The 21,991-nt window shown below is 58.5% G+C and carries 18 protein-coding genes; 8 read left to right on the top strand and 10 right to left on the bottom strand.

Annotation, left to right across the window (positions count from 1 at the left end; all coding sequences use genetic code 11):
- Window positions 1–47: 47 nt before the first annotated feature.
- Together ACVIHF_RS42880 and ACVIHF_RS42875 are read right to left on the bottom strand one after the other, a co-directional pair.
- Window positions 48–710: an isochorismatase family cysteine hydrolase gene (locus tag ACVIHF_RS42880; protein WP_456793946.1), complete on the bottom strand. Its 663-nt coding sequence runs from the start codon at window positions 708–710 to the stop codon at window positions 48–50.
- Window positions 697–1,560 (bottom strand): N-formylglutamate amidohydrolase, encoded by an 864-nt coding sequence (locus ACVIHF_RS42875; protein ID WP_456793945.1) that lies wholly within the window; start codon window positions 1,558–1,560, stop codon window positions 697–699. Before ACVIHF_RS42875 ends, ACVIHF_RS42880 begins: the two co-directional genes overlap by 14 nt.
- Window positions 1,561–2,097: 537 nt before the next feature.
- On the opposite strand from ACVIHF_RS42875, the gene ACVIHF_RS42870 reads away from it, so the two are divergent.
- Entirely contained in the window at window positions 2,098–3,780 is a 1,683-nt protein-coding gene (locus tag ACVIHF_RS42870; protein ID WP_456793943.1) for an AMP-binding protein, read from the top strand.
- Window positions 3,781–3,887: 107 nt separating this feature from the next.
- Here ACVIHF_RS42870 and ACVIHF_RS42865 read toward each other — a convergent pair whose 3' ends face one another.
- The 3 genes from ACVIHF_RS42865 to ACVIHF_RS42855 all read right to left on the bottom strand — a co-directional run bounded on the left by ACVIHF_RS42865 (window position 3,888) and on the right by ACVIHF_RS42855 (window position 7,509).
- On the bottom strand, window positions 3,888–4,481 hold the full coding sequence (locus ACVIHF_RS42865; protein ID WP_456793942.1) for a hypothetical protein: 594 nt from the start codon (window positions 4,479–4,481) through the stop codon (window positions 3,888–3,890).
- A gap of 1,094 nt (window positions 4,482–5,575) precedes the next feature.
- Window positions 5,576–6,442 carry a nucleotidyl transferase AbiEii/AbiGii toxin family protein gene (locus ACVIHF_RS42860; protein ID WP_456793941.1) on the bottom strand — a complete coding sequence of 289 codons (867 nt, stop codon included), beginning with the start codon at window positions 6,440–6,442 and terminating at the stop codon, window positions 5,576–5,578.
- A complete protein-coding gene (locus ACVIHF_RS42855) occupies window positions 6,430–7,509 on the bottom strand; it encodes a type IV toxin-antitoxin system AbiEi family antitoxin (protein WP_456793940.1) in 1,080 nt (359 codons plus the stop codon). The genes ACVIHF_RS42860 and ACVIHF_RS42855 overlap by 13 nt, the downstream gene beginning before the upstream one ends.
- 227 nt (window positions 7,510–7,736) lie before the next feature.
- On the opposite strand from ACVIHF_RS42855, the gene ACVIHF_RS42850 reads away from it, so the two are divergent.
- Window positions 7,737–8,831: a hypothetical protein gene (locus ACVIHF_RS42850; protein WP_456793939.1), complete on the top strand. Its 1,095-nt coding sequence runs from the start codon at window positions 7,737–7,739 to the stop codon at window positions 8,829–8,831.
- A 12-nt stretch (window positions 8,832–8,843) separates the two neighbouring features.
- The gene (locus ACVIHF_RS42845) at window positions 8,844–9,449 is read left to right on the top strand and encodes an RES family NAD+ phosphorylase (RefSeq protein ID WP_456793938.1); all 606 of its coding nucleotides are present in this window, start codon (window positions 8,844–8,846) and stop codon (window positions 9,447–9,449) included.
- A gap of 893 nt (window positions 9,450–10,342) precedes the next feature.
- On the opposite strand, the gene ACVIHF_RS42840 is transcribed toward ACVIHF_RS42845, so the two are convergent.
- The 5 genes from ACVIHF_RS42840 to ACVIHF_RS42820 all read right to left on the bottom strand — a co-directional run bounded on the left by ACVIHF_RS42840 (window position 10,343) and on the right by ACVIHF_RS42820 (window position 17,824).
- A complete protein-coding gene (locus ACVIHF_RS42840; protein ID WP_456793937.1) occupies window positions 10,343–11,668 on the bottom strand; it encodes a CapA family protein in 1,326 nt (441 codons plus the stop codon).
- 1,889 nt (window positions 11,669–13,557) lie between these two features.
- Window positions 13,558–14,763 (bottom strand): DUF2235 domain-containing protein, encoded by a 1,206-nt coding sequence (locus tag ACVIHF_RS42835; RefSeq protein WP_456793936.1) that lies wholly within the window; start codon window positions 14,761–14,763, stop codon window positions 13,558–13,560.
- Window positions 14,764–14,765: 2 nt separating this feature from the next.
- Window positions 14,766–16,211, bottom strand: coding sequence for a hypothetical protein (locus tag ACVIHF_RS42830; protein WP_456793935.1), 1,446 nt, complete (start codon window positions 16,209–16,211; stop codon window positions 14,766–14,768).
- Between the two features lie 253 nt (window positions 16,212–16,464).
- Complete coding sequence (locus ACVIHF_RS42825) at window positions 16,465–17,100, bottom strand: dethiobiotin synthase (protein ID WP_456793934.1); 636 nt, start codon at window positions 17,098–17,100, stop codon at window positions 16,465–16,467.
- Window positions 17,101–17,596: 496 nt separating this feature from the next.
- A complete protein-coding gene (locus ACVIHF_RS42820; RefSeq protein ID WP_456793933.1) occupies window positions 17,597–17,824 on the bottom strand; it encodes a hypothetical protein in 228 nt (75 codons plus the stop codon).
- A gap of 661 nt (window positions 17,825–18,485) precedes the next feature.
- Between ACVIHF_RS42820 and ACVIHF_RS42815 the strand changes: the two genes are divergently transcribed.
- From ACVIHF_RS42815 to ACVIHF_RS42795, 5 genes are all read left to right on the top strand, one after another.
- Window positions 18,486–18,731 carry a hypothetical protein gene (locus tag ACVIHF_RS42815; protein ID WP_456793931.1) on the top strand — a complete coding sequence of 82 codons (246 nt, stop codon included), beginning with the start codon at window positions 18,486–18,488 and terminating at the stop codon, window positions 18,729–18,731.
- A gap of 49 nt (window positions 18,732–18,780) precedes the next feature.
- A complete protein-coding gene (locus ACVIHF_RS42810; protein WP_456793930.1) occupies window positions 18,781–19,140 on the top strand; it encodes a Dabb family protein in 360 nt (119 codons plus the stop codon).
- Window positions 19,141–19,253: 113 nt separating this feature from the next.
- Window positions 19,254–20,648, top strand: a complete 1,395-nt coding sequence (pabB, locus tag ACVIHF_RS42805) for an aminodeoxychorismate synthase component I (protein WP_456793929.1) — start codon at window positions 19,254–19,256, stop codon at window positions 20,646–20,648.
- On the top strand, window positions 20,645–21,229 hold the full coding sequence (locus tag ACVIHF_RS42800) for an anthranilate synthase component II (RefSeq protein WP_456793928.1): 585 nt from the start codon (window positions 20,645–20,647) through the stop codon (window positions 21,227–21,229). Before pabB ends, ACVIHF_RS42800 begins: the two co-directional genes overlap by 4 nt.
- A gap of 510 nt (window positions 21,230–21,739) precedes the next feature.
- Entirely contained in the window at window positions 21,740–21,925 is a 186-nt protein-coding gene (locus ACVIHF_RS42795; protein ID WP_456793927.1) for a hypothetical protein, read from the top strand.
- The last annotated feature ends 66 nt before the right edge of the window (window positions 21,926–21,991 follow it).

Genomic DNA, 21,991 nt, shown 5'->3' with positions numbered 1-21,991 from the left:
GCGGCACCTCAGCCGCAATCGTTGGCGATTAACTCGCTCTCGTTCACTTATCCCGGGCGCCTTCCGATCTCGTCGAGCAGCACCTCGGTGTTGACCTGCCGGCAATACCCCTTGATCGCCCGCAAGGTGTTGTCGTGGCGATCCTGGCTGTAGGTGGCGCAGGCATCCGGCACGAGCGTCACGAGGTAGCCGAGATCGCAGGCGTCACGCACTGCCGATTCCACGCACTGGTCGGTAACCAGCCCGGCCAAGACCAGCTGCCTCACCCCGAGATTGCGCAGCAGGTAATCGATGTGGGTGGACACAAAGACACTCGAGGACGATTTCGGCAGCACGATTTCGTCGTCGCCGGGCGCAATCTCGTCGATGACCTTCCCGTCCCACGAGCCCTTCGGGACGTTGAAGCCCGTGATCTTGTAATCGAGACTGCGATCGCGACCATCCCTGGTGAGACTCTCGATCGTCGTGTAAAGTACTTCTATCCCTGCGGCACGAAACGCCCCTTGCAACCGCTGCATGTTGGGGATGGCAAGGTTCTTCAAACGATCGAAATAATAGCCGTACCTGCCGGCGATCTCGGTGTCCGGGACATCCCTGAACTCGCCGCCATCGCGTCGTACGCAAAAATTCTGCACGTCGATGAACAACAGCGCCGACTGCTTCGGATTGAGCGGCACCTCGCGTGTCGCGGGGAAATCAATCGTTGACATGCATCTTCTCTTTCGCATCGACCAGCCCATCGGCGATCAAGCTCGCCCATCTGCGCTGTTCGTCGGGAACGCCGATCAAATCGTTACGAATTTCAAGCAGCAGGTGCGGCAGGCCGCGCGCCTCCCCGTGCACCGGGATCGTGTAGTCGCCCTGATCGTTGACGACATAGGGCTCGTTGTGCGCACAGATCGTCGCTGGATTTTGCTCCTGAAAGGAGTCGAGGAAACGCCCGGCAAAGCTGCGGTCGCGGTTGGAGAGCACACCGAGTTGCCATGGTCGCCTCGGTCCTCCTGCCAGCCGCGGTGTAAAGCTGTGCACCGCGACCAGGACTGCCGGCGAACCCGCCGTCGCGCGACGATCCAGAAAGAGCGCCACTTCCCGATGGAACGGCTCGTGGATCTCCGCATAGCGCTGCCGGCGCCGATACTCCGCGAGCCGTAAATTGCCCGGCACGACTGTCCCATCGCTCACCTCCGGGATGCAGTCGGGTGCGCTGAAGGGACGATTGCAGTCGATGACAAGCCGGCTGTAGCGCTGCAGGAAAAGCGGAGCATCGAGCTGATCCGCAAGGCGACGCGCCACACCTTCGGCGCCGATATCGCAGGCAATGTGCCCGAGAGTTTCGGCCGCGGGCAGACCAAGGTTCTCGAGCCGTCGTGGAACAGCGGTCCCCGCATGCTCGCAAACCAGCACAAAGTCAGCACGTCCGTCGGCATTGACCAGCTCGACAGGGCGCGGGTCCGACGACGAGAGCACACCCGGCAATGTTCCTGAGTACTGCAACACGTCACCTGAAGTTGTGCATGGCATCCGCCGCCACACTGAACGACCCAAGAGAACGAAATTCATAGATCAAAGTCAATTATTTTCTTTCGTTTGACATATTATTTTCATAAGGCTATTGCCGGAACTCGGCTTTTTCCGATCCGGAATTGCTCAGGTTGGGTTGCGTGACACGGCAAGGGACGACAGGGCGCGCTGTGCCAGCGAGCCCGGCAACGGGGCAGCGGAGCTGCTCGAGCTTTCGTCTGGACGCTTGCGGACGTTCGATCAAATGGAGAAGCAGATCGCGAGCAGCGCCCCGGCACAGTCCGGCTCGGTGCTGCCAGTGTCAGGAAGACTTCGCTGTAAAGCAGACGCGCACAAGTGGCTCGCAAATGCTCATTGCTGCCCTCCCACTGCGCCCGGAGGCTGCCTCAGCATGCTTGCAGGAAGCAGGCGCGAAGCGCGCGCAGTCAGCGGTCGCACTTCTCCTGACAGACGCCGGGACAATGAAGCCGTCGTCGAAAACATGACGAAGGGCACAAGCTGGCCGAAGGATGCATATCGCCCGGAGCTCAAGTCCAGGGATGGCGGCCTTCTCAAACGAGCAACTGAGGACAGGTAATGCTGAAAAAGGGAAAAACGTTCGACGAGGTTCGGGCCGGGTTTCGGTGGAATATCCCCGATTACTACAATATCGGTGCGGATATATGCGACAGGTGGGCCGATAAAGAACCCGGTCGATTGGCGATCATTGACGTGGAGCCTGGAAAATCCACTCGCGAATACAGCTTCGCCGAGCTGAAGGCATTCTCCAACCGGCTGGCCAACGCATTGCGCGCGCGCGGCATCGGCCGGCGTGCCGGAGAATTGGGCGATCGGGTCGGCGTTATGCTCCCCCAGCGCTTCGAGACAGCAGTGGCGCATGTTGCGCTCGCAAAACTCGCGTGCATCTCGATCCCGCTATTTACCCTGTTTGGACCCGATGCCCTTCTGCACCGCCTGGCAGATTCCGGCGCAAGGGCAATCGTGACAGACGCCCCGGGCGTCGAGCGAATAAAACCTCTTCTTCAACAGCTCCCCGCATTGAAGCTGATCATCTGCGTCGATGGCGCGATCGGACCGGCCAGCAGCCTGGCTGCACTTTGCGCGGCAGAATCAGATGTGTTCGAACCTGTGTCGACACGCGCGGATGATCCGGCAATTCTGATTTACACGTCAGGCACCACAGGCAACCCCAAAGGTGCGCTTCATGCCCACAGGGTTCTGTTGGGACATCTTCCGGGGGTCGAAATCAGCCACGAGTTTCTCCCCAGGGACGGAGATCGTTTCTGGACTCCTGCAGACTGGGCATGGATTGGTGGTCTGCTCGATGTGCTCATGCCGGCGCTTCATCATGGCATTCCGGTTGTCGCCTGTCGGTTTACGAAATTCACCGCAGAGGCGGCTTTCGACCTGATCAGGACCTGCCGGATACGCAACGTCTTTTTGCCTCCCACCGCCTTGAAGATGATGAAGCTCTTGCCCGAGACCCGGACGCCTGAGGTGCGCCTTCGCACGGTGGCAAGCGGCGGCGAACCGCTTGGTGCAGAATTGATCGAATGGGGGCGTGCGAGGCTTGGGGTCACGATCAACGAATTCTACGGTCAGACCGAGTGCAACATGGTGGTTTCTTCCTGTGCAGCGCTGGAGCCCCCTTTGCCGGGCAGAATGGGCCGGCCTGTACCTGGCCACGTTGTCGGTGTAATCGATGCTGCGACCGGCATTCGCCAGCCCGATGGGACGGAGGGCGCGCTTGCGATCTTGTCCCCCGACCCCGTGATGTTCCTCGGCTATTGGCAAAATCCCGAAGCGACCCGCGAAAAGTTCGTGGAAGGGCCGGGCGGGAAATGGCTTCTCACGGGTGACCTGGGGGTACGCGATGCTGAGGGCCGGCTTCACTTTGTTGGGCGCAATGACGATGTCATTGGCTCCGCCGGCTACAGGATTGGGCCTGCAGAAGTCGAGGATTGCCTGCTCGCCCACCAGGCTGTCCGCCTTGCCGGCGTGGTCGCCAGGCCGGATCCGCTGCGGGGGGCGGTTGTTGCCGCATATGTCGTACTCAAGGATGGATATGTCGGATCAGATGCATTGGCTGACGACATTGCAAATTTCGTCAAATCACGCCTGGCGGCGCATGAATATCCGCGTGTTGTACGCTTCATTGATGAGATTCCCCTGACAACAACGGGCAAGATTATTCGTAGTGCTTTGCGGGAGATGGCCCGGGATGAAGCTGCAGCAGAGCACGTCGCAGCGAGTGGATGAGAACGCAGAAGCATTCGTTTGCCGCGACCAGGCGAGTTCGCGCTCGACTCCGTCGCAATCGTTCGGCGCCCCAGTTCGATAGCCGGCGTCATGGCAACATCCCGGCCTCAGCCGGCACGAATTGGCTGAGGCACTAGTCGAGGAGGACTTCGAAACGCTGCGCCAGCGCGTTGGTGGCACCTGCAAAAAGGAGGCGAGAAACTCGTTCTTCGGCAGCCTCCGGAGGAATTCGACATCGTCCATTGGGATGCCGTTCGCGACGACGTCCTTCCCCCGCCCTGCCAGGATTTGCGGCCGATTGACATGCATCCACCGGAGGAATGCGGCTTCTTCATCGCTTCCGGCTCCCCGCAAAGTCGGCGGGCCACGATTGCAAAAAGGATGAAGTGTTCCGTGAATGCCGGATTGAACTCGATGACTGAGTCGCCGTCTCTGTCCGCATGCTTGAAGAAATTGGCTTCCTTCCGCACCCTTTGATTCCAGTCGCGTCGAAATTGGTCCCTGACCGTGAGCGTACCGAAGATCAGGTCGCGCCTGGATGGGTCTCGCTTCTCGCTCAGATGGTGCAGGATTTCATAGGCCCCAAACGCGAGCGTGTGGATGGCCACGGGGTCACCGCCATTGAACCAAAGAGTGATGGCTGTTCGGAGTTGCCGGCGAGCTTCGTCGAGCTTGATGATCCTGATGGTATCCTTGGCCATTGCGAAAAGTCCTTAATCAAGAAGGTCCTTGAGCAGGCGTAGTTCGGGTCCAACGCGTCCCGGACGCTCTCAACGCGACTATAAGAGCCCGGCCAAAGGGCAAGCCAGCAAATGCCGCCATCGGCGGACGCGGGGAGACCGATGCCTCCCGCGTCAAAAGTCGAAGGACAGTTGACCGGGTAGCGATCGGAAGTGAGAACACACGTGTTCCAACTTTCCGAAACGCCTCCGGAGATACGCGTTTACAAAAACCGGCTTCCGACTGGTGCCACTTGCCATGACGCGGTCCTTTCTGTTGCGCGGGACGTACGGCCCGCAGGCTCGCTCCCTCGACGCGGGAGCCCGCGTGATTGAGCCTCCGGTCTTGCGGCCGGATCACAGAAGGGATGCCGATGGCGGCAAACCGGGTCTACCCGCGCAGGGCAGATCCCGATCGGTCAGGTTGATCGAGTCGCGATTTTCCAGCAAGCCCCAAGGCTACCGGAATCCACTATCCCCACGTCAGGGTGAACAAACTTGGCACAGGCTGCGGGTGGCACGGCGGCATCACTATCAAAGGATCTTGGTGCCCCCCAGGGCCTCCAGCATAACGCATCTTCAGGCTTGAGGACACAATGCGCGACAATCTCGTTTCCATGACCATCCGTGCCGAGCCGGCCGTCGGACAGGCACTGGCGCGCGGCTCGCGCCAAAGGGCAGGAGACGGCGGATTTGTCGCCGAAATCGTATCACAGCCCGTACGAGGAACTCCGCGACTGAACCTGAAGCGCACCAGAGGCTCCTGCCGAGAGCCACATCCCGGGAATCCGGACATAACCTACGCGTCTTTCACGGGATCAAGGAGGATGATGCGCGTAATCTGCGTTCAAACCATCGGTGCATACCCGCTGCAGCCCGCGGAAACCATAAGGCACGGATCAATTGCTTGATTGGTGCGGCGATCGGCTGCGCCAGGAGCGAATTGCTCATGAATGACGATCAGCCTGCCAGGGTCCAGGTAGCGGTGAAAACATTTGCTTACACGTCGTTGATCCTGCCGCCGCGATGACAAGGCGGGCCTTCCCACTCCGGGCCGCTGGGGTGGTCGCGCTCTGTTATCGCAGTCCAAGGGCGCGTAGCCAGGCATCGACCTGACCGAAGGCGTCCTGTTGCCACTGCTCCTCTGAACGGCCATCCAGGATGGACGTTTCGGAAACGAACTTGCGAACACAGGTTGCGCCGTACCCGCCGGGCACATCGAACTTGGCAGCAATATACTGATAGCCCTGCGCTCCGCTCTCGTGAGCAAGGACCGGTTTGCTGGCCTCGGCCAACGCTTCGATGCCTTCGGGATAGTTCCGGATGCAGTAGTAGATGTCGTATGCATCCTTCTGCTTGTGGCGGCCGTTAAGGGCGTGGCCTTTCATAGCGAGCAAGGCCGGGATCGAGCAGACCGCCACCTCGACGCGATTCGTGCCGCCTTCCGGCATGTCTCCTGATATCGCGACGAACTGATAGAACTGCATGGCAAGATCGGCACCGTCCGCCCGCTGAACTGCGAAGTCGTTGAGGAAGGGAGGATCGTTTTTCACAATCTGCGCATGCCGTGGCATCAAGAAATCGACCACGACGTCGATCGGCCCGCCGCCATCATTGACCGGGACTTCGCGGACAAGTTGGAATCGTCTGAGTTCTTCCCGCTTCTTGTAGCCTTGCCCCATAAGAGCTTCGACCAGAGTCGCGTATTCGCCGTCACCGAGAGCTTCGGCATCGAGCCCGAGATCGACATCGAGCGTTCCGACATGTGGCATCTCCTCATTGTTGATGAGTAGCCACGGCACCGCGCCTCCTATGACAGCGAATTTGCCCTTGAAGCTGCCGAGGACCTGTCCGATCTCGATGAGAACGCCCTTCACCGCTCTGGTCGTGCGGTCCTCGTAGTCGGCCGCCGACTGCGGCTCGAGCTGGACTACTTTTGCCATGACAGGAGCTCCGTTCTGAGATGTTCCGCGGCTTCCTCTCCTCGTTCTCCTGCGATGGCGAGATCGAGATAGGTTTGCACCGGGCTGGTGCAGACGGCTCCCGGAGCGGGCTGAACGATGTCGAGAAACGGCCCCTCCTCCTTTGGCACTGTGATCACGACGTTCGCCCCTGACGCAGCGGGCGACAGCTTGAGTGCATCGCGGAGGCGCTCGATTGCAGCGGATTCTGCATAGAAATATTGGGTCGGCACTCGTCCGTAAGGCGCCAGCCAATGAGCCGCCGAGAAAGAGGCGAAAACGGCGCGTTTCTTGTCCGGGTCAGGGCTCAGCACGTCGCGCGACGATTTCTCCAGCGCTTTCCCATGAAGCGTCGTGTAAAAGTTCAGCCGCTCGCCCGCCGGCGCTTCGTAGACCTCACGCCAAGCATCCAGAAGCGCGCGTGGTTGCAGAAGACGCATACCGTCTTCGGTGACTTCGGCCCACTCCCGATCGATGAGTTCAGTACGTACATTACTTACGAGGCCGAGACTGACATCGGAGGCTTCCGCGAGGTCGACGACACGCCAGGACTGAAAGGGAGCACGAAGAAGCACCCGCAAAATCTGCGCGGACTTCGGCTTGAAGATCGATTTCAGTCCGCGCTGCACCGCGGCTGGCTTCGCATCGACCTGCCGCTCGATATAAATCGTATCGAATGCGAGCCTCGCGTTGCCAGCAAGGTCGACAAAACCTACGTCGTACTCCCTGCACAATGCCTGAGACTCAGGCGATAGGTATGGAGCGATGAAGACCGGCGTTGCTGACGGATCAAAATGTTCCATTGCGCGCCGAAGTTTGAAGATCGCGCCGTGGACGTAACGTGGCTGCCCGACGGATTTGACCTCGCAGATTAACCGGTGCTGCCGTCCGCCTATGATGAGTTCGGCCACGATGTCGAACCCCGGATCCCGCGGTCCGGTAGCCTTGATGCTTTCCACCTGGATGGCTGGCACATTTTCCAAGAGGGCGCGAAGCGCCCGGACGGCGCGGTCTTCCGTATCCTTCAATGAATCAGGGTATTTCAACATACGTTGAAAATATCATTTAAGTGAAACTCTGTCAAAGAAACTTTCAGCAGATGACGCGCTTTCAACAGATGTTGAAACCGCCACAATCAGTGAAGATACGCGAAAATAGGCTGAAACTATCAGTAAAATCTCGGCATAAGGTTGACATCAACGAGATTTCGCCCAATATCAACCCATCTATCAACCCTTTCCGATCCATCCAAGACGGAACCTGGTCGGAGGCAGATATGGCATCCAATGAACCGAAGGATTCAGTGACTGGAGCTGGCACGGTAGCGCCTCGCATCGGCTCACTTCTTGATCAGCCATTACGCTACCTGTTGCTGCGCGCGGCGCACACCCATGAGCCGGGTCAATTTCTGATAAACTCCGGTAGCGTGTCAGAGATAATGGCGGGAGACTGGCCGCGACTGCCCCCATTCGCGGCACCGCAACATTCATCCAAATTCGACGCCGATCTACTCTACATCCTCGAGCGCGAGCGCAGCGACGTTGCTTCAGTGGCGCGCTTTTCACATCGTGTCGAGTACGCGTCCTTTTGCATCTACGTCGCGTTCGACAAAGCGCAAGTGTTGGACTTTCAGCTCACCGCCGCCCGCAATTTTGTCAGGCCAAAGCGCGGTGTCAGCATCTGGTACAGCCACCTGGTCAACTCAACGTTCAATCGCTATCGCGATCTGAAGCGGGCGTTGTTGCATCATTGGACGCCACCGGCAGAAGTGGAGGCGCTGACGACGTGCGCGTTCAGAACGCTCAGCGAAATCACGCCGGCTGAGAGCCAACTGCTCGATCTGTTCATCAATGATAGACCTCGTGCATTTCACGAACTCACCCGCCACCTCGATCTCGTTGCCGACCAACTCAAGGCAGCCATAGATCTGGCGAGCGATCTTGAGACGGACGCATCTGGCGACGTAGCCGCCGAGGATCAGTTGCGCGTCGAGGCCGTCCAGACGGAGCTACTGGAGAAAGCCGGCGAATCGTTGTCGCTCACCGAAGCAGCCAAACGGCTGGGCGTCTCTCGCCAGGCGCTACATAAGCGCATTGGACTGGCGACCGCACTCGGGTTGATGTACGGCTCTGAATTGGTAGTGCCCGAGGCGCAGTTCGTCACAACCTCTGGAAAACTCAAGATCGTGGATGGGCTCTCCGATGTCGTGCGCCTGTTCGACAATTCAGGCGCAGGCCGTTGGTCTGCACTGCAGTTCCTGATCCAGATTGATCCGAACTTGGGCCGAACGCCGCTTGAGGCGCTGAAAGCGGGTGAACAGGATGTCGCCGTTCGTGCAGCGCGCGCCTATCTCAGCCTTGATGAGGCGTGAGGGAGTGCAACCGTGCCGGCTTACGCACTTCCCAACGGCGTTTTGAAGGTGGCCTTACCAGCCGGTCGGCAGATCGTGCGGGTCCACCACATTGACAAGGGCGCTTTGTGGTTCGGGCCCGCCCCCGGAGCGCCGCCAGCCTATCGATTTGATGCCCCTGGGGGAGAGTTCAGGACGCTCTATTGCGCCGAGCAATTGACAGGCGCGTTCGTCGAGACGGTCTTACGCCAGGCCAAGCGGATCATCGGTCGGCCGTTCGTCGACGCGCGCGGCTGGACAGTACTCAACTGCAAGCGCGAGCTGCGCCTGGCTAAGATCTATGATGAAGGGCTGATTCATCATGGGGTGACCGCCGACATCTGCGCTGGCGATAACTACACCGACCCACGACAGTTTGCCGCTGCGATCTACGCCGCCGACCCGGAGGTGGATGGGATCGCCTACCGAGCGCGACATAACAACGGCCAAATATGTTATGCGGTGTTCGACCGCGTTGGCCAAGACCAGTTTGTTGAAGTCGATCGGCACGCCTTCCGGAGCGAGCGTGCGATAATTGAAGCTATCATGAGAGAGCATGGCGCGTCATGGGATCCGATGCCCCCACTACTACCGGCATAGGTCGTCTGCCCGGTACATCCTCGACGAGTCAGCTGCGACTGTAGCCGGTCGACCGTCAGGAGATGGTCGCGCAGCGACGCGCACAAACGCGACAACTGCCGCGGATTTTGCTTCGCGCGAAGCTTCGAAGCGAGGAAAATAGTACGATTCGTTGCTTGTTTGGCCAACAATGGGCCTGTAGGCTGATCGTGTCACCTATGAGCTTTTCGATTTTGTCCCACGTTGAATTCCAGGATCTGGCGCGGACCTTGCGGGGCGCGAGTTCAGGGTGCGCTTTGAAGCGTTCTTCCGAATACCCCGATGGCGTAATAAACGGCGCCACTCGCGAGTCGATGGTCCGACCATCCTGCAAGCAAAGCACTATTTGCGATCCGGTTTTGCGTCCCTGATATCGAAGATGGCGAGGGAGCAAGAGAGAGACGACCGCCTTCGGCCAAAGCGGCACTTACTCGTTACATCTGCGCGTCTCACTTCAGGGAAGAGTATTCTTGCTGAGATCATTGGCCCTCGCTGCAGCCACCGGGCGACATACTTGAGCGGGCGACCTGAACGCGCTTCCGGCGCAGATATCCGGATATCGAGAAGGCCCACCAGAGGCGCTGGTCTCGGAGCACACCTGTACTGGAGGCAATCGTCACCGGTGCCGTCGAGAAAGCGATGCGAGGTCAGGCCCGATTCCCGCTGATCTCGCCAATCCATTTCCGCCGGCGATTGCCTACGGCGAGACAGCCGGGAAGGAGTCCCGTGACAAAATCCTCATTGTTAAATCATCGCCCGTCGAATTGGCTTGCAGCGAAGCTCGAGGCCGAAAGACACTGTATTTTCGGCGATATATGGACGCTTCGGCCTGGTGATCGCTCGCGCAGAAAGATCAATCAGGCACTCGAGCAACTCTATGAGAGAGACTTCATCTGGCTTCCAAAAACCAGATCAACATAGTCTTTCATTTGGTCGATCGGTGCCGCTGAAGGAGAAGATGTACATTCATCAAGATGGTCTTCCAGCTTTTCAATGCGCATAAGTGCTTTTTTGTCCCGACAGCAAATGCTGCGAAATACCGGGATGGGCTTGATGCTCTCGATATATGTGCTCCGGGCGCCATTTCTGCTTCCCTTCGACAACCGAATGTTCAGGATCATACTCAAGACGAGATGCGGCGCGGTATACCATCCCCACGTCAAGCTGCCCAAAGAGTAGGCGATCACACCAATCCGGTCCGGATCCCTCTTGGTCCGATAATATTCAAGTGGCTGAATAACGTGAGGGTGATGCCCCAAGATCAGGTCCACTCCCTCCTCAATCAACGAATGAGCGGCCTCGATTTGTCTGTAACGTGGAAAAAACTCAAACTCGTAGCCCCAATGAATTGATGCAATGATGAAATCACAACCTTGCTTCTTGCAGTCCTCGATTTGCATTTTGAGCAACGCCAGGTCCGTTGGGACGTACCGGGACAAGAGTTTGGCCGTGTGCACCCGAAACTTTTCGCCCTCGGGCAGCTGATGAGCATTGAGTCCAAATGTGGCCGATACGAATCCGATCGTGACTTGATTCTTGACAAGAATGTTTGCCCGCCCGTATTCCCCGGGGTGACGGGGAGCACCGATGTCAATGATCCCGGTTTGGGCCATCGCTCTCCGGGTAGCTTCAACACCCTCTATTCCCAGATCCAGTATGTGATTGTTGGCAGCGTTAAGAACGGTAAAATGCCTGCGCCGATGTCCGGTCAACGCGGAATATTGAGCGAACGAGCAACACATCATCGCCGTTCGTCCGTCACCTATGGCTCTTCTTACAACCTCCTCATCTGCTACAGGCGATTCATAGTTCGCAAATGAAATGTCGGCATCAAACAGGGCAGAAGCAACACTTTCAAAAAGGAAATCCCTGGAGGATTCGAGGCCATCTGCCTGAATCAAATCACCCGATGCGCTCAGCGTCACCGAGGTATCGCTACTGAACTCGTCCGGCAACTTCACAACGGATCTGTCGTGAAGAAACAGGATTTCAGGCACGTTTCTTTCTGATTTTATGATCGGCCTTGCGCTTTTGTAGAACCAGTACGCCATGTCGGCGAATTTCATTTCTTCCAGATCGGTTGCGACATCCCGAAGCGGACGATCCCAGAGACGTAACCATGCCGCGCATTGTACGGCTGCGCGTGTTCGGACAGAAGCACGGAAAACTTCGGCAGGGCTTGCGGGAAGGTGACGCGGCATGAACAGATGTGTCTCGACTGAAGAGGATGGCGCTCCGCGATCCTGGCGGGTCAATAGCTGCTGTCGGTGACCTCGATTATTCGTGCTGGCAGGACATTCCGGACGAATTCAACCCGACGACCGCGTCCTCATCAGGATTTGCCCGGATTCGATCACCGGGATTTTCCTGGATTCTATTGATGCGCTCCTCAACCGGTGTCTCTGATGCGTCATAGCCGGCCATCGGATGCGTTTGACGATCTGCCTTGCCATCGATTCCGGCGACGCCAAATGCTCATAAGTCCGTTGTTTGAGGTTTTCCGCCTGCCACCAGCAGCGGACATAGAACTCTTTCCTTTTCCCGGAACTTTTGCCTCCAGATCTTGATGCACTCAAAGTACATGGAGACTTGTACTTTGAAACTACCAACATCGGTAGCTGACACCTCTGCGAGCCTCCGTCGACAGCCGGTCGCGCGACGTCCTTGCGGTTACCCATCCATCGTTCCGGAGCCTTACGCGCATGGGCCACCGCATGATGAGTTCAATTCCCCGAACGGATACCCAACAGACCAACTGACCGGCGACAGTGTGCCATTTGCAGACTATCCGGCAGGACGTTGCGCTGTTGCCGCCAATGCCGGACTGCACCCGGGCCGGCTCTCGGACGACAAGCGAGGCAGATCGATTTTCGATCAGCGGCAAAATACAGGGTGCAGGTTACCCGGACGATCCCGGACTACCCCGCAAGAGGCCAGATTAAGCTCGCCTCCATTCCGGTATCCAAAGCTGCGGCGGCGAAGTGGGGCTCGGGTCTGTAATCAGGAGGCGATTGTTGCTCTGCCTCAGCGTTTGCCCCCCTCGCCTCGGCCTTTCTTTTCCGCCACCTCGACCGCAACCGAACCGATGATGTCGGAGTGGAATGTCAGGCTCGTCGAAGGCTCTGGCAGTCGTTGGCGCCACGGAGTACGCTTGTCGCAAGAGAACAATAGCCGTGAGAAAGCTTGGTCTTCGATTGGGCGAAAGTCATACCGGTTTTCATGATAGCTGCTGGCCTCGTGCTCATGCTTGTCAGCCTCATCGCAAAGAGGCGGCGCCGGCGTCCGGATGATACCCAGGAAGAAGAGCAACTGGTCGACGACTCCCGATCCCTGATGGTGCCGTTGCCGCGGCCAACTATCGGGGAGGCACTCGGAAAACCTGGACAATAGCCAGGACGAGCCAGGCTCGGTTGCAAACGGCAACGCGGCTCGCTTGAAATAGGCGCGGGACGGCGTTGGTCCAGCCCCCAGGAGGGTAACAAAATCCTGGCTCTATGAGCCCGCGTAAAGCGAGCCGGAGATTCATGAAGATCAGAGACCATACGACGACGAGGGTCCTCTGCCCTCACCAACCTCGCTGGGGTCATCTGGTCTGGGCACCAGGCGCGCTTGTTGCCAGTGTAGGTTCGCGGGGCGTCACTCGAGCTAACTTCGCCGCGCCAAAGTGTAGCCGCGCTGGATGGCGACAGATCAATGCGCCATCCTCTTGGCTGGCCGGTCGTAATGATGCTTCTCGAGCTTTGAACGCAGATCTTCCTGCCACGATTGACCGCGAACAAGCAGACATGACGCCAATCTGCGTGTGAGGAGGCTAAGCGTTCGCCGCGCGTCCAGGAGCCAGCATCGGCATTAACCGGCCGCCCTGACAGCCGCCTTATTCTTATACCCATATTGGTTCGAGATCATCTCGCGCGGCTTGCCGCGCTAGCCAGATCCCCCTCACCCAGGGATCCGGATTTGCCGCTGCTTTGTATCGGCTAAGCCTTTCGGGAATCGCTTCCGCCGGCGCTTTTGAGGAACAGGCGCAGCTGTGCAGTCAGACCTTCGATCGCTCGCGCAGCCCCTTGCGGTCGCGATAACGGAGCCGATCCTACGGCGATGCTGCAGCGGAGCTTTCGTCGCGGCTTACGTCATCTTCGAAGTATTTCTTCGCCTTGAGATGCTTCTGCAGGGCAAGCGGTCTGTACGGGCCGAAGCTCGTGTAGTTGCGCACAGATTTCATGGCAAGCCGTTCGTAGACCGTACCGTGAAGCTGCGCGGTGTCCGGGACTTCACGGGCCGCCCTGGACCAATGCAGCGCGGTTCCGCCCATTCCGACCATGCATTCATCGTGCATCATTCCATCGGCTGATGGATAGAGCCGCAGAAGACTCCTGTCGACAAGGACGCAGCCGGCTTCTGGAATTTGTTCGGTAATGAACTCCACCATCCAGGCGAGCGTGATGTCCGACAGACGCGACTCATTTTCGGGATAGCTTCCGCCTATATCGGCGTGATTGCCAGCGAACCAGATCTGGTCGAATTGCTCGGGCTCGTCCTGCCTGTCAGGCCATGTAACAGTTCCGCTCCCTCCCCATGGCACACGCTTGAAATCTTTTCGACCTTCGTCGATCGATTGCAGGTGCCGCGCGTACTGGACATCGGAAGGGAAATGCCGGTCGTACGTCCAGTCGGGAAAGATGCGCTGCCAGCCGATCGCCGCAACTGCATCCCATATCCCGATGAAGTAGGCGGAAGCACCGGCGGCGCGTCCGACTTCCGATTTGTACGCCGACCGGAACTGCTCCGCTCGCCTGGCCGCGTCCGTCGCTTTGCGCGGCATTCCGAGCCGATAGATGCAGGCGACGGCCTCCTTGGCGACCCGCCGCAACGATTTCGGATCGAGGCTGATAGCTTCGCCGCTCCGCTCCTTCCTTGGAACGCCGCAGAGTTCCAGTACATGGGCAAGGCACCTCGCAGTGTAGGCACCCCGGCTGAAGCCGAAGAGATAGATGCGATCCCCCGGCTCCCACACGCCGATGATCGCCGTGTAGCAATCGATGATCTTCCTGGTGATACCGAAGCCGAACATCTGCTGGACTGTTTCCTTGAGCCGGCGCCAGCGGCTGTTATATCCTGGCGCCGGCGTCCCTATCCCCGGAACATAGAGTGCCAACTGCTTCCCGGGGTCGATGATCGAGTCGGGGCCTGTCCGCGTCGCCCGGTACAGTTTATAGACGTTGGTTCGGCTCTCGTCCGGCAACAGACCGCCTTCGTTTCCGGTTCCGTCAGCGAACAACAGGATGTTCCTGGCCACGTTCAGTCTCCCTGGGTCACGAGCGGCTCGAGCGATGAATCCGCAATGACTATGCCGGTCGCATCTGTGAAGATCGCGGCAATATCCCTCGCCTTCTGCCGGAATGCGTCGTAGGCGTCCTTGCCGATCAGCGGAATAGCTTCAGCGAGGCTTGCCACCTGTCCCTGATTTTTTGCGACCACGGTGGCCTTGAGTTTTTGCTCGTCGGAGCGAAGGCCTGCGATGGCGGCGTTAAGCTCGGAGATGTTGGTGGGCGTCACCAGCTTTCCGCCGATGTAGACAACCTGGCTGAGACCAACGATGCCGAGAATCGTATTCGGAACGGCGAATGTCGACAACTGACTGACGCCCGCGGCGATCAGACCGCCAATGACGACCAGACCAAATATGAAACTCTGATAGCGATACACGTCAAAGACGCCGTCGGTGGTAAAGAAGTCCCGCCACGTCGCGTTCGATGGATCCACGACAGTCCTGGCCATCGGAATCCAGCCATGTCTCAGTAGCCATGCCCGGTTGTCAGCTGACAGCATATTGCGCTGACTATCCGTACCCTTGGCGATCGTGGCTCCGATGCCGCTGATTCCAAGCAGCCCCAGGATCGAGCCCGAGAGGTCTACCAGGGTCCCTGTCTGCAACAGCAGCAGTGTTATCAGGGCAGCGACGGCCAGCGAGAAGGCGAGTGTCTGGAAAGTCGAAAGACTGCCCTTGCCGTCAGGCCCTGCGGAGACCTGGGCAGGATTCAATGCGCGCAGAAACGATCCGAACGTGTGATCCTGCTTGCGAAGCGCAAACGCAATCCAGAGATAAAGGACGATAATTTCCAAGAATACCGAGAAGATGCTGAGCCAGTACGGACTGAGCCTGACGCTCACGGACGAGACCCGCCAGGGAGATTGGCCGACTGGACTGTTGCACGTGTAAAGATACAGATCGACCTTGCTCCAGAACCAGGCCAGATCATCGGCCATGTTCAGCGTAACAATTGTCTGATCAGGCTCGAGCAGATGCTTCTGCACCAATAGATCGGACTCTGTCGCGCGGCGCGTGACAACGTCCTGCCGCTTGAAAATATAGTCCTGATCGCCATAGTCGATTCCGGCAAAGTATCGGGTTCCGTCGACGAAGGGCGCACGCACACCAATGTCCACGCGCTGGTTTGTAGGCAGAAAATTCGTGGCGAGCACGATGGAAGCGCCAATCGGATTACGGCCGGACCGGAGCTCGACGGCAAATTCGCCGGGCTTGACGCACTGCTTTTGAGGGTCGCCGGGCGTGACAGCTGCCGGAGACGCCGCGGCTCCAGGAGGGGCTGCGGGCGCTGGACTCTGGTCCGCCGGTATCGGGCCATTGACTGCAGCCGCGTGCTGTTGGGCTTTCGTCGTTGAGCAGAGCGAGACACTCGTCAGCGCAACCGCGCACAGGGCAACGAACAGCGATCTGAACATTTATCCCCCGACGGCCGGACCACCGGCGCCATTTACCAAGGGTTGCATCCCGACCGCAAGCCAACCAGTCCCGTTGTCCCCGGCTATGCGATCAGCGCATCCGGTAGGACAGCGGTCCCGGAACGAATATTCGGCGCAGACTCCAGCGTCACAGCTGGCGTCAGTCGCCGCAGGGCGCAAAGTGAACGACCGTTCGCCGGGACCCCTGCACCTGCTGCGTCTTGCCGGTTGACCGCCCGGACAGCACGGGGCGTCATGGCTTGAAATCATCGCAGCGGAAGGATGCCTTGAAAGCGGCATGCAGCGTGTCTGCCGACAAAGGAGCAATCCACGGCAGTCGCCCCAACCACCGCACCCGGCCAACCTCGCAAATTGCCCTCACGGCACCTGGATTCTTTTCGCCAACAAAGGCGATTCCGAGAATGTCGATCTGGCGTCTTCGAAGAACTTCTATGGACAGCAGTGAATAGTTGATCGTGCCCGGAGTCGTGCTGGCGCAGAGAACGACAGGAAGGCGCCATTTTTCGAAAACGTCGATGTAGAGCGCGCCGCAATTCAAGGGTTCCATCAATCCGCCGGTCCCCTCGATCACGAGTGGCTGCCCCCCGGTATCCGGCACGTCCAGCGAATCCGTGTGGATGCGAACCTCGTCAATCTCCTCGGAACAGTGTGAAGAGACGGCGGTTTGCAGACGGTAACGCTCGGGCACGATGCGATCGGAGCTGAGACCGCCAAGCCGGGCGACGCAGTCGGTGTCCGTCTCTCCTTCGAGCCCGGCTTGAACTGGTTTCCAGAACTTCGCGCCGATGAGATTGACCAGCCCCGCGCAGAAAACCGTCTTTCCGACGCCGGTGCCTGTACCTGTAACCACAATCCGCTGCCGGCTCATCGAGCTTGACCTCCGGTCCCCTCGACCAGGGTATCCAGCATTGTACGCACCTCATTCTCCACGATACTCGATGTCAGTTTCCAAATTGGCGCGCGGGTCGAGAGAGCCGCTTTCCCTTGTGAAAGACTGGCCATCGGGATGGGCGTGCGGTGAACATCCGATCTCCCCGGCGAATTGAGCAATAGGCTGCTCAGCGCGTTTCTTCCCTCGCCCGGGCCAGGTAGCGGCTGCACTGTTCAGGCAAGATATCCTTCATTTTCGCGGCCCATTGAAGGGCCTCAGTCGCATGGGCAACCGGGGCGCTGAACCAAAGAAGCTTGCCGCGCATGCGATCACCTTCTCCGAGTTGGACTTCGTGCGTTGTGGCAGGTCAGGATTGTTTTAGGCGCACAAATACTGTCCGGATCGGACGACGCCATTCACATTCGGCAAAGTGTATCCCTATAGATGCAAAACGGTACGATTCGAACCGCGACTCCACGATTGGTAACTGCGTTCAGCCGTATCCACTGGAATAGTCCGATCGTCTTGCCCGGAAAACGTTGATCGACCGCCGCAACGATGCGATTTGCGCGTTCTCGAGTTTGCGTACCTCGGAGGCACCGGGCGGGTTGGCTCTCGCCAAGGCCATCACGGCGATCCTGCTAACGAACAGATCGTCTCCGCCCAAAGGAAAGCCGAAGCTTTCTGCTTCGGGATTTCGCTCTTTGCGGTTGCCGCCCAAGCAGCCGCGCTTCGCCGGACTGACCGCGCTTGCGGCTGTTCACAAGCAAGTCGCCGACGAGGACCGCAATCGCGCCGGCCGAAAGCTACAGCGCCTGACTCTCCGTCGGCTTCTGCACTGTTCTCCCCGCGAAGAGCCGGCTACGCTTTTGGACGCATGATCCGGGCTGCCACCATGCAAACGGACAATACCGGGGTTCCTGGAAGCTCCGGCGCGACTATCGCCGCGATCTATTAAGCCCGCGGACGTCACCCACAATCGTAACGGGCGCGCAGTGAGCGGCAGATCCTCGGCGGCCCGTGGGTTTTGATACGCGCGCTTGCTTACCGGCATGGTCCGTTATCGAAGCTCCGGCGATGAACGCTCTGCGGTCGAAACATCCGTCGTTGCCAGCCTCCCGATCAACTTCAACACAGGGGATGACATAGTCGAGAATTATCAATTCGGAGTTGTCGCTGCCCAGTACGGCGCCGAACCCCAACCGCCGGCCGTTCCAGACATCTGGCTCGCGTTGATCGAAGCAGACACAGCCCAGATGATCATCAAGAGGTTGTCGCCAGCCTCATCTTTCATGGAGTCCTGGTTGGCCCCTGGAGCAATGACATCACTCCTTGCCAGCCAGCATCGATGACAGCCTGCAAATCATCGAATGGTATTCGCGATGGCGTATACCAGCGTTGACGAGCGCCAGCGATCACGATTATCGCCTGATTTTACAACTGACGGGAGCGCCGCGTCGATCAACGTCTACCTGTTCGTACGCCACGTTCAAACTTTTGGCCAGAGCGAAACTCCCGCATCTGCTCAAGCAGAACTTCTGCAAAATTCTGCTGCAAGGCTGAATGATCGCAAGGCATCGAACATCACTCCTGCTGCCATCGCCATTAGAGCATTGCGTTGGGCTTGATCCAGATATAAGAACGCGGCCCAGTTACGGCGTCACGCTTGCGGTCACCATGATCCGTCACATCGTCTTCTTCACAGCCAGGGATAAGTCCCATATCGACCAAATCGTCGAAGGTCTGTCGGTTCTCACCTCGATCCCATATGCACGCCGGCTCGAAATTGCGTGCAACCGCAAAGGCGATCAGCTCGGCAATGAGATCGACATCGTGGTGTATGGCGAGTTCGACAGCGAGACGGAACTCGCTGCGTACAAAACGCACGATCTGTATCGAGAAGCCATCCGATGCGTCCGGCCACTTCGGGAACTGCGCTTTGCCGCAGACTACGAACTGTCAGCAGATGTGCGTTTCGCCGGAACGGCAGGAATAAGCCAGATTGCTCGTCGCAACCGACCAGCTCGCGGTGGTTAGCTTGATCATCAGCCTTGAGGTTTCGTACGTGCCGGACGAAAACGACCCTTCAGGACGGGGCTACGATCGGAGCCGGCTTCACAGCCTGCTGATCGTCGGCACCCGATAGCGCAATGCACGTCCGCGAATTGCCGTGGATTGAGCCTGTCAAGGCGCTGCGATGCCTGGCGCATCGTCCGCATCTTACCTTTCTCGATAGCGCGGCAGCACATGAGCTGCTCGGGCGTTACTCGTATCTTACCTGCGAACCGTTCAGCACGTATTTGGTCGCCGATGGACAGGCAAGCTGGAATGAAGAGGCGTGTACCGGCGATCCATGGACAGTCCTCCGCGACCTTCTCGACAGATACCGGCAAGCGCATCGTCCCGATCTCCCGCCGTTCCAGGGCGGTGCTGCCGGCTTCCTTGCTTACGATCTGAACCGAACGCTGGAGCGGTTGCCGGCGCCGTCGATTCCCGGTCTCCGGTTGCCCCAATCGATTGTACATTTCTATGACGTGGTGGTCAGCTTCGATCATCGCGACCACCGGTGCTGGATCGTCTCGACCGGATGGCCGGAGCAGGACGCCGCCCGGCGAACCGAGCGTGCGCGTCGTCGCGCCGAGGAGTTTGCGGCGCTGCTTGCCAGGCCAAGATTGCCGCGGATGATCATCCCTGGCAGGGCGGGCGCATGGCATTCGAACTTTAGCCGGGAAGGCTTCATAGCGGCGGTCCGGCGCGTCGGCGAGTTGATTCTGGCCGGGGATATATTCCAGGCGAACATCGCGCAATGCTTCAGTGCCAGAGTGTCGCCCCTGTTCGATCCTGTCACCTTCTATTGTCAGCTCCGGTCATCGAACCCGGCACCGTTTGCAGCCCTGTTGCGCTACGACAGGCTGACGATCGCATCGAGCTCTCCTGAGCGATTTCTGAAACTTGAGGGACGACAGGTCGAAACGCGCCCCATCAAGGGAACAATCGCGCGTTCCGCGGATTCCGGGGAAGATCGGCGCCGCGCCGAAATCCTTGTCGCGTCCGAAAAGGACCGCGCCGAGAACATCATGATCGTCGACCTGCTGCGCAACGATCTGTCGCGCGTTTGTACAGACAATTCGGTCGAGGTTACAGCACTATGCAACCTCGAATCCTATGCCTCGGTGCACCATCTTGTCTCGGTCGTCAGGGGCGCACTTGCTGCAGACCAGGACGCTCTCAGTCTGCTCCGCGCCTGCTTTCCGGGCGGCTCCGTGACCGGAGTTCCAAAGGTGCGAGCAATGGAAATCATTTCTGACATCGAGAAAGTAGCGCGAGAGGTCTATTGCGGGTCGATCGGCTTTATCGGATTCAACGGACACATGGACACCAACATTGCGATCCGCACCGTGATGATCGACGACGATCTGGCTGTGTTCCATGCAGGGGGTGCAATAACGGCAATGTCGAATCCTGAAGCCGAATATGAGGAGACGCTTGCCAAGGCACAGCGAGTCTTCGAAGCCTTTGGCGCCGATCCGTCCGGTGCATTTTGATCTTCATCATCGACAATTACGACTCCTTCGCGTTCAATATTGCGCGCTATTTCCGCAAGCTTGGTGCAGAGACGAAGGTGGTCCGGAATGACGCAATCAGCGTCACCGATCTTGTCGGACTCCAGCCGCGTGCAATCGTCATATCTCCCGGTCCCTGCACGCCAATGGAGGCCGGTATATCCGCTACGGTCGCGCGCGAACTTTCAGGTCATGTCCCGATACTTGGCATCTGTCTCGGGCACCAGTGTATCGGGAGCGTATTCGGCGGACGGGTGGCGCGTGCGCGGCGCCCCATGCACGGACAGGCCTCACACGTAACACATGACGGTCGCGGCCTGTTCAGGCAACTCCCGTCTCCACTTTCTGTGGGACGCTACCATTCTCTGGCGGTCGAACTGGAGGAGTCAGGGACATCGCATCTCATGGTGACAGCCCGTTCCAACGACGGTGAGATCATGGCTTTGGCACATCGGCATCAACCAACCTATGGCGTACAGTTCCACCCGGAATCTGTACTTACCGAGCAAGGTCACGTGTTGCTTATGAACTTCTTGCGATTGGCACAAAGTTTTCGAGCGTGAGATCGGAGAGTTCGTCGCACAAGTGGCGCCGGGCCCGCAGGAGAGAACGGCAAGCTTGCGCATTTCAAGAATGGATCCGGTACACCGTCGTGTGAAGCGAGCTCCCGGCCCTGTTGAAGATTTAACGAGAACGCGGAAAGAGCCCTGTCAGTACGCTGCGTACGCAACTTTTTCTTTCAGTGCAGCCTCAATTGAATTACTTGGAGCCAGCAATGCGTAAACGTCTTCGCATCACCTCCATTCGATGAGTAGGGCAGATCAGTCTCCAGCCTTGTCGCAAAAATGTTTACTCGAGATCCGCCAAGAGATTGGCGGTGCCTTGCGGTAGTCTCGCTACCGCTGCCCTCACGGGCGTTTCCTCCCTTGACTTGGCCGCCGGTCCTAAAGGATCGGCGGCTCCCTTCGGTGTCAGGTCAACGTTCTCATGATTGAGGAATGACAGATCAATCTGCACTCGACAGACGCGGTGACGAACAGAGGCAACGCGTGTAATCAGGGTGGAAAGAATTTATGCAATACAGAGGCGTGCAATTCAGCATTCGAGAAGCCTTGCCAGGCGAATGGCGCTACAATTTCAAGATCGATGGCAAGACGATCAGTGGCAAGACCCAAACGAGGTTGCAGCTTCTTGCTGTCCGTCGGGTCAAGGATCGCATCAATCGTGAACTGAATCGCAGCGCGGAAAGCGAGAGTTGATATTGGCGCAGGTGCCCGGGTGGCGCCAGCTCAACATCAGTTGTTTCGAGCCGCAGCCACGCGAGT

It is taken from the genome of Bradyrhizobium sp. USDA 4506 (assembly GCF_054058795.1).
This window is presented reverse-complemented; position numbering and strand designations above follow the sequence as displayed.

What these genes read in the sequence shown, in the direction of transcription:
- ACVIHF_RS42795 (WP_456793927.1), top strand. Translation starts at nt 21,740, where the DNA reads ATGCAATACAGAGGCGTGCAATTCAGCATTCGAGAAGCCTTGCCAGGC.
- ACVIHF_RS42840 (WP_456793937.1), bottom strand. Translation starts at nt 11,668, where the DNA reads ATGCCGCGTCACCTTCCCGCAAGCCCTGCCGAAGTTTTCCGTGCTTCT.
- ACVIHF_RS42830 (WP_456793935.1), bottom strand. Translation starts at nt 16,211, where the DNA reads ATGTTCAGATCGCTGTTCGTTGCCCTGTGCGCGGTTGCGCTGACGAGT.
- ACVIHF_RS42880 (WP_456793946.1), bottom strand. Translation starts at nt 710, where the DNA reads ATGTCAACGATTGATTTCCCCGCGACACGCGAGGTGCCGCTCAATCCG.
- ACVIHF_RS42860 (WP_456793941.1), bottom strand. Translation starts at nt 6,442, where the DNA reads ATGGCAAAAGTAGTCCAGCTCGAGCCGCAGTCGGCGGCCGACTACGAG.
- ACVIHF_RS42875 (WP_456793945.1), bottom strand. Translation starts at nt 1,560, where the DNA reads ATGAATTTCGTTCTCTTGGGTCGTTCAGTGTGGCGGCGGATGCCATGC.
- ACVIHF_RS42870 (WP_456793943.1), top strand. Translation starts at nt 2,098, where the DNA reads ATGCTGAAAAAGGGAAAAACGTTCGACGAGGTTCGGGCCGGGTTTCGG.
- ACVIHF_RS42855 (WP_456793940.1), bottom strand. Translation starts at nt 7,509, where the DNA reads ATGTTGAAATACCCTGATTCATTGAAGGATACGGAAGACCGCGCCGTC.
- ACVIHF_RS42810 (WP_456793930.1), top strand. Translation starts at nt 18,781, where the DNA reads ATGATCCGTCACATCGTCTTCTTCACAGCCAGGGATAAGTCCCATATC.
- pabB (WP_456793929.1), top strand. Translation starts at nt 19,254, where the DNA reads ATGCACGTCCGCGAATTGCCGTGGATTGAGCCTGTCAAGGCGCTGCGA.
- ACVIHF_RS42815 (WP_456793931.1), top strand. Translation starts at nt 18,486, where the DNA reads ATGGCGTATACCAGCGTTGACGAGCGCCAGCGATCACGATTATCGCCT.
- ACVIHF_RS42865 (WP_456793942.1), bottom strand. Translation starts at nt 4,481, where the DNA reads ATGGCCAAGGATACCATCAGGATCATCAAGCTCGACGAAGCTCGCCGG.
- ACVIHF_RS42825 (WP_456793934.1), bottom strand. Translation starts at nt 17,100, where the DNA reads ATGAGCCGGCAGCGGATTGTGGTTACAGGTACAGGCACCGGCGTCGGA.
- ACVIHF_RS42850 (WP_456793939.1), top strand. Translation starts at nt 7,737, where the DNA reads ATGGCATCCAATGAACCGAAGGATTCAGTGACTGGAGCTGGCACGGTA.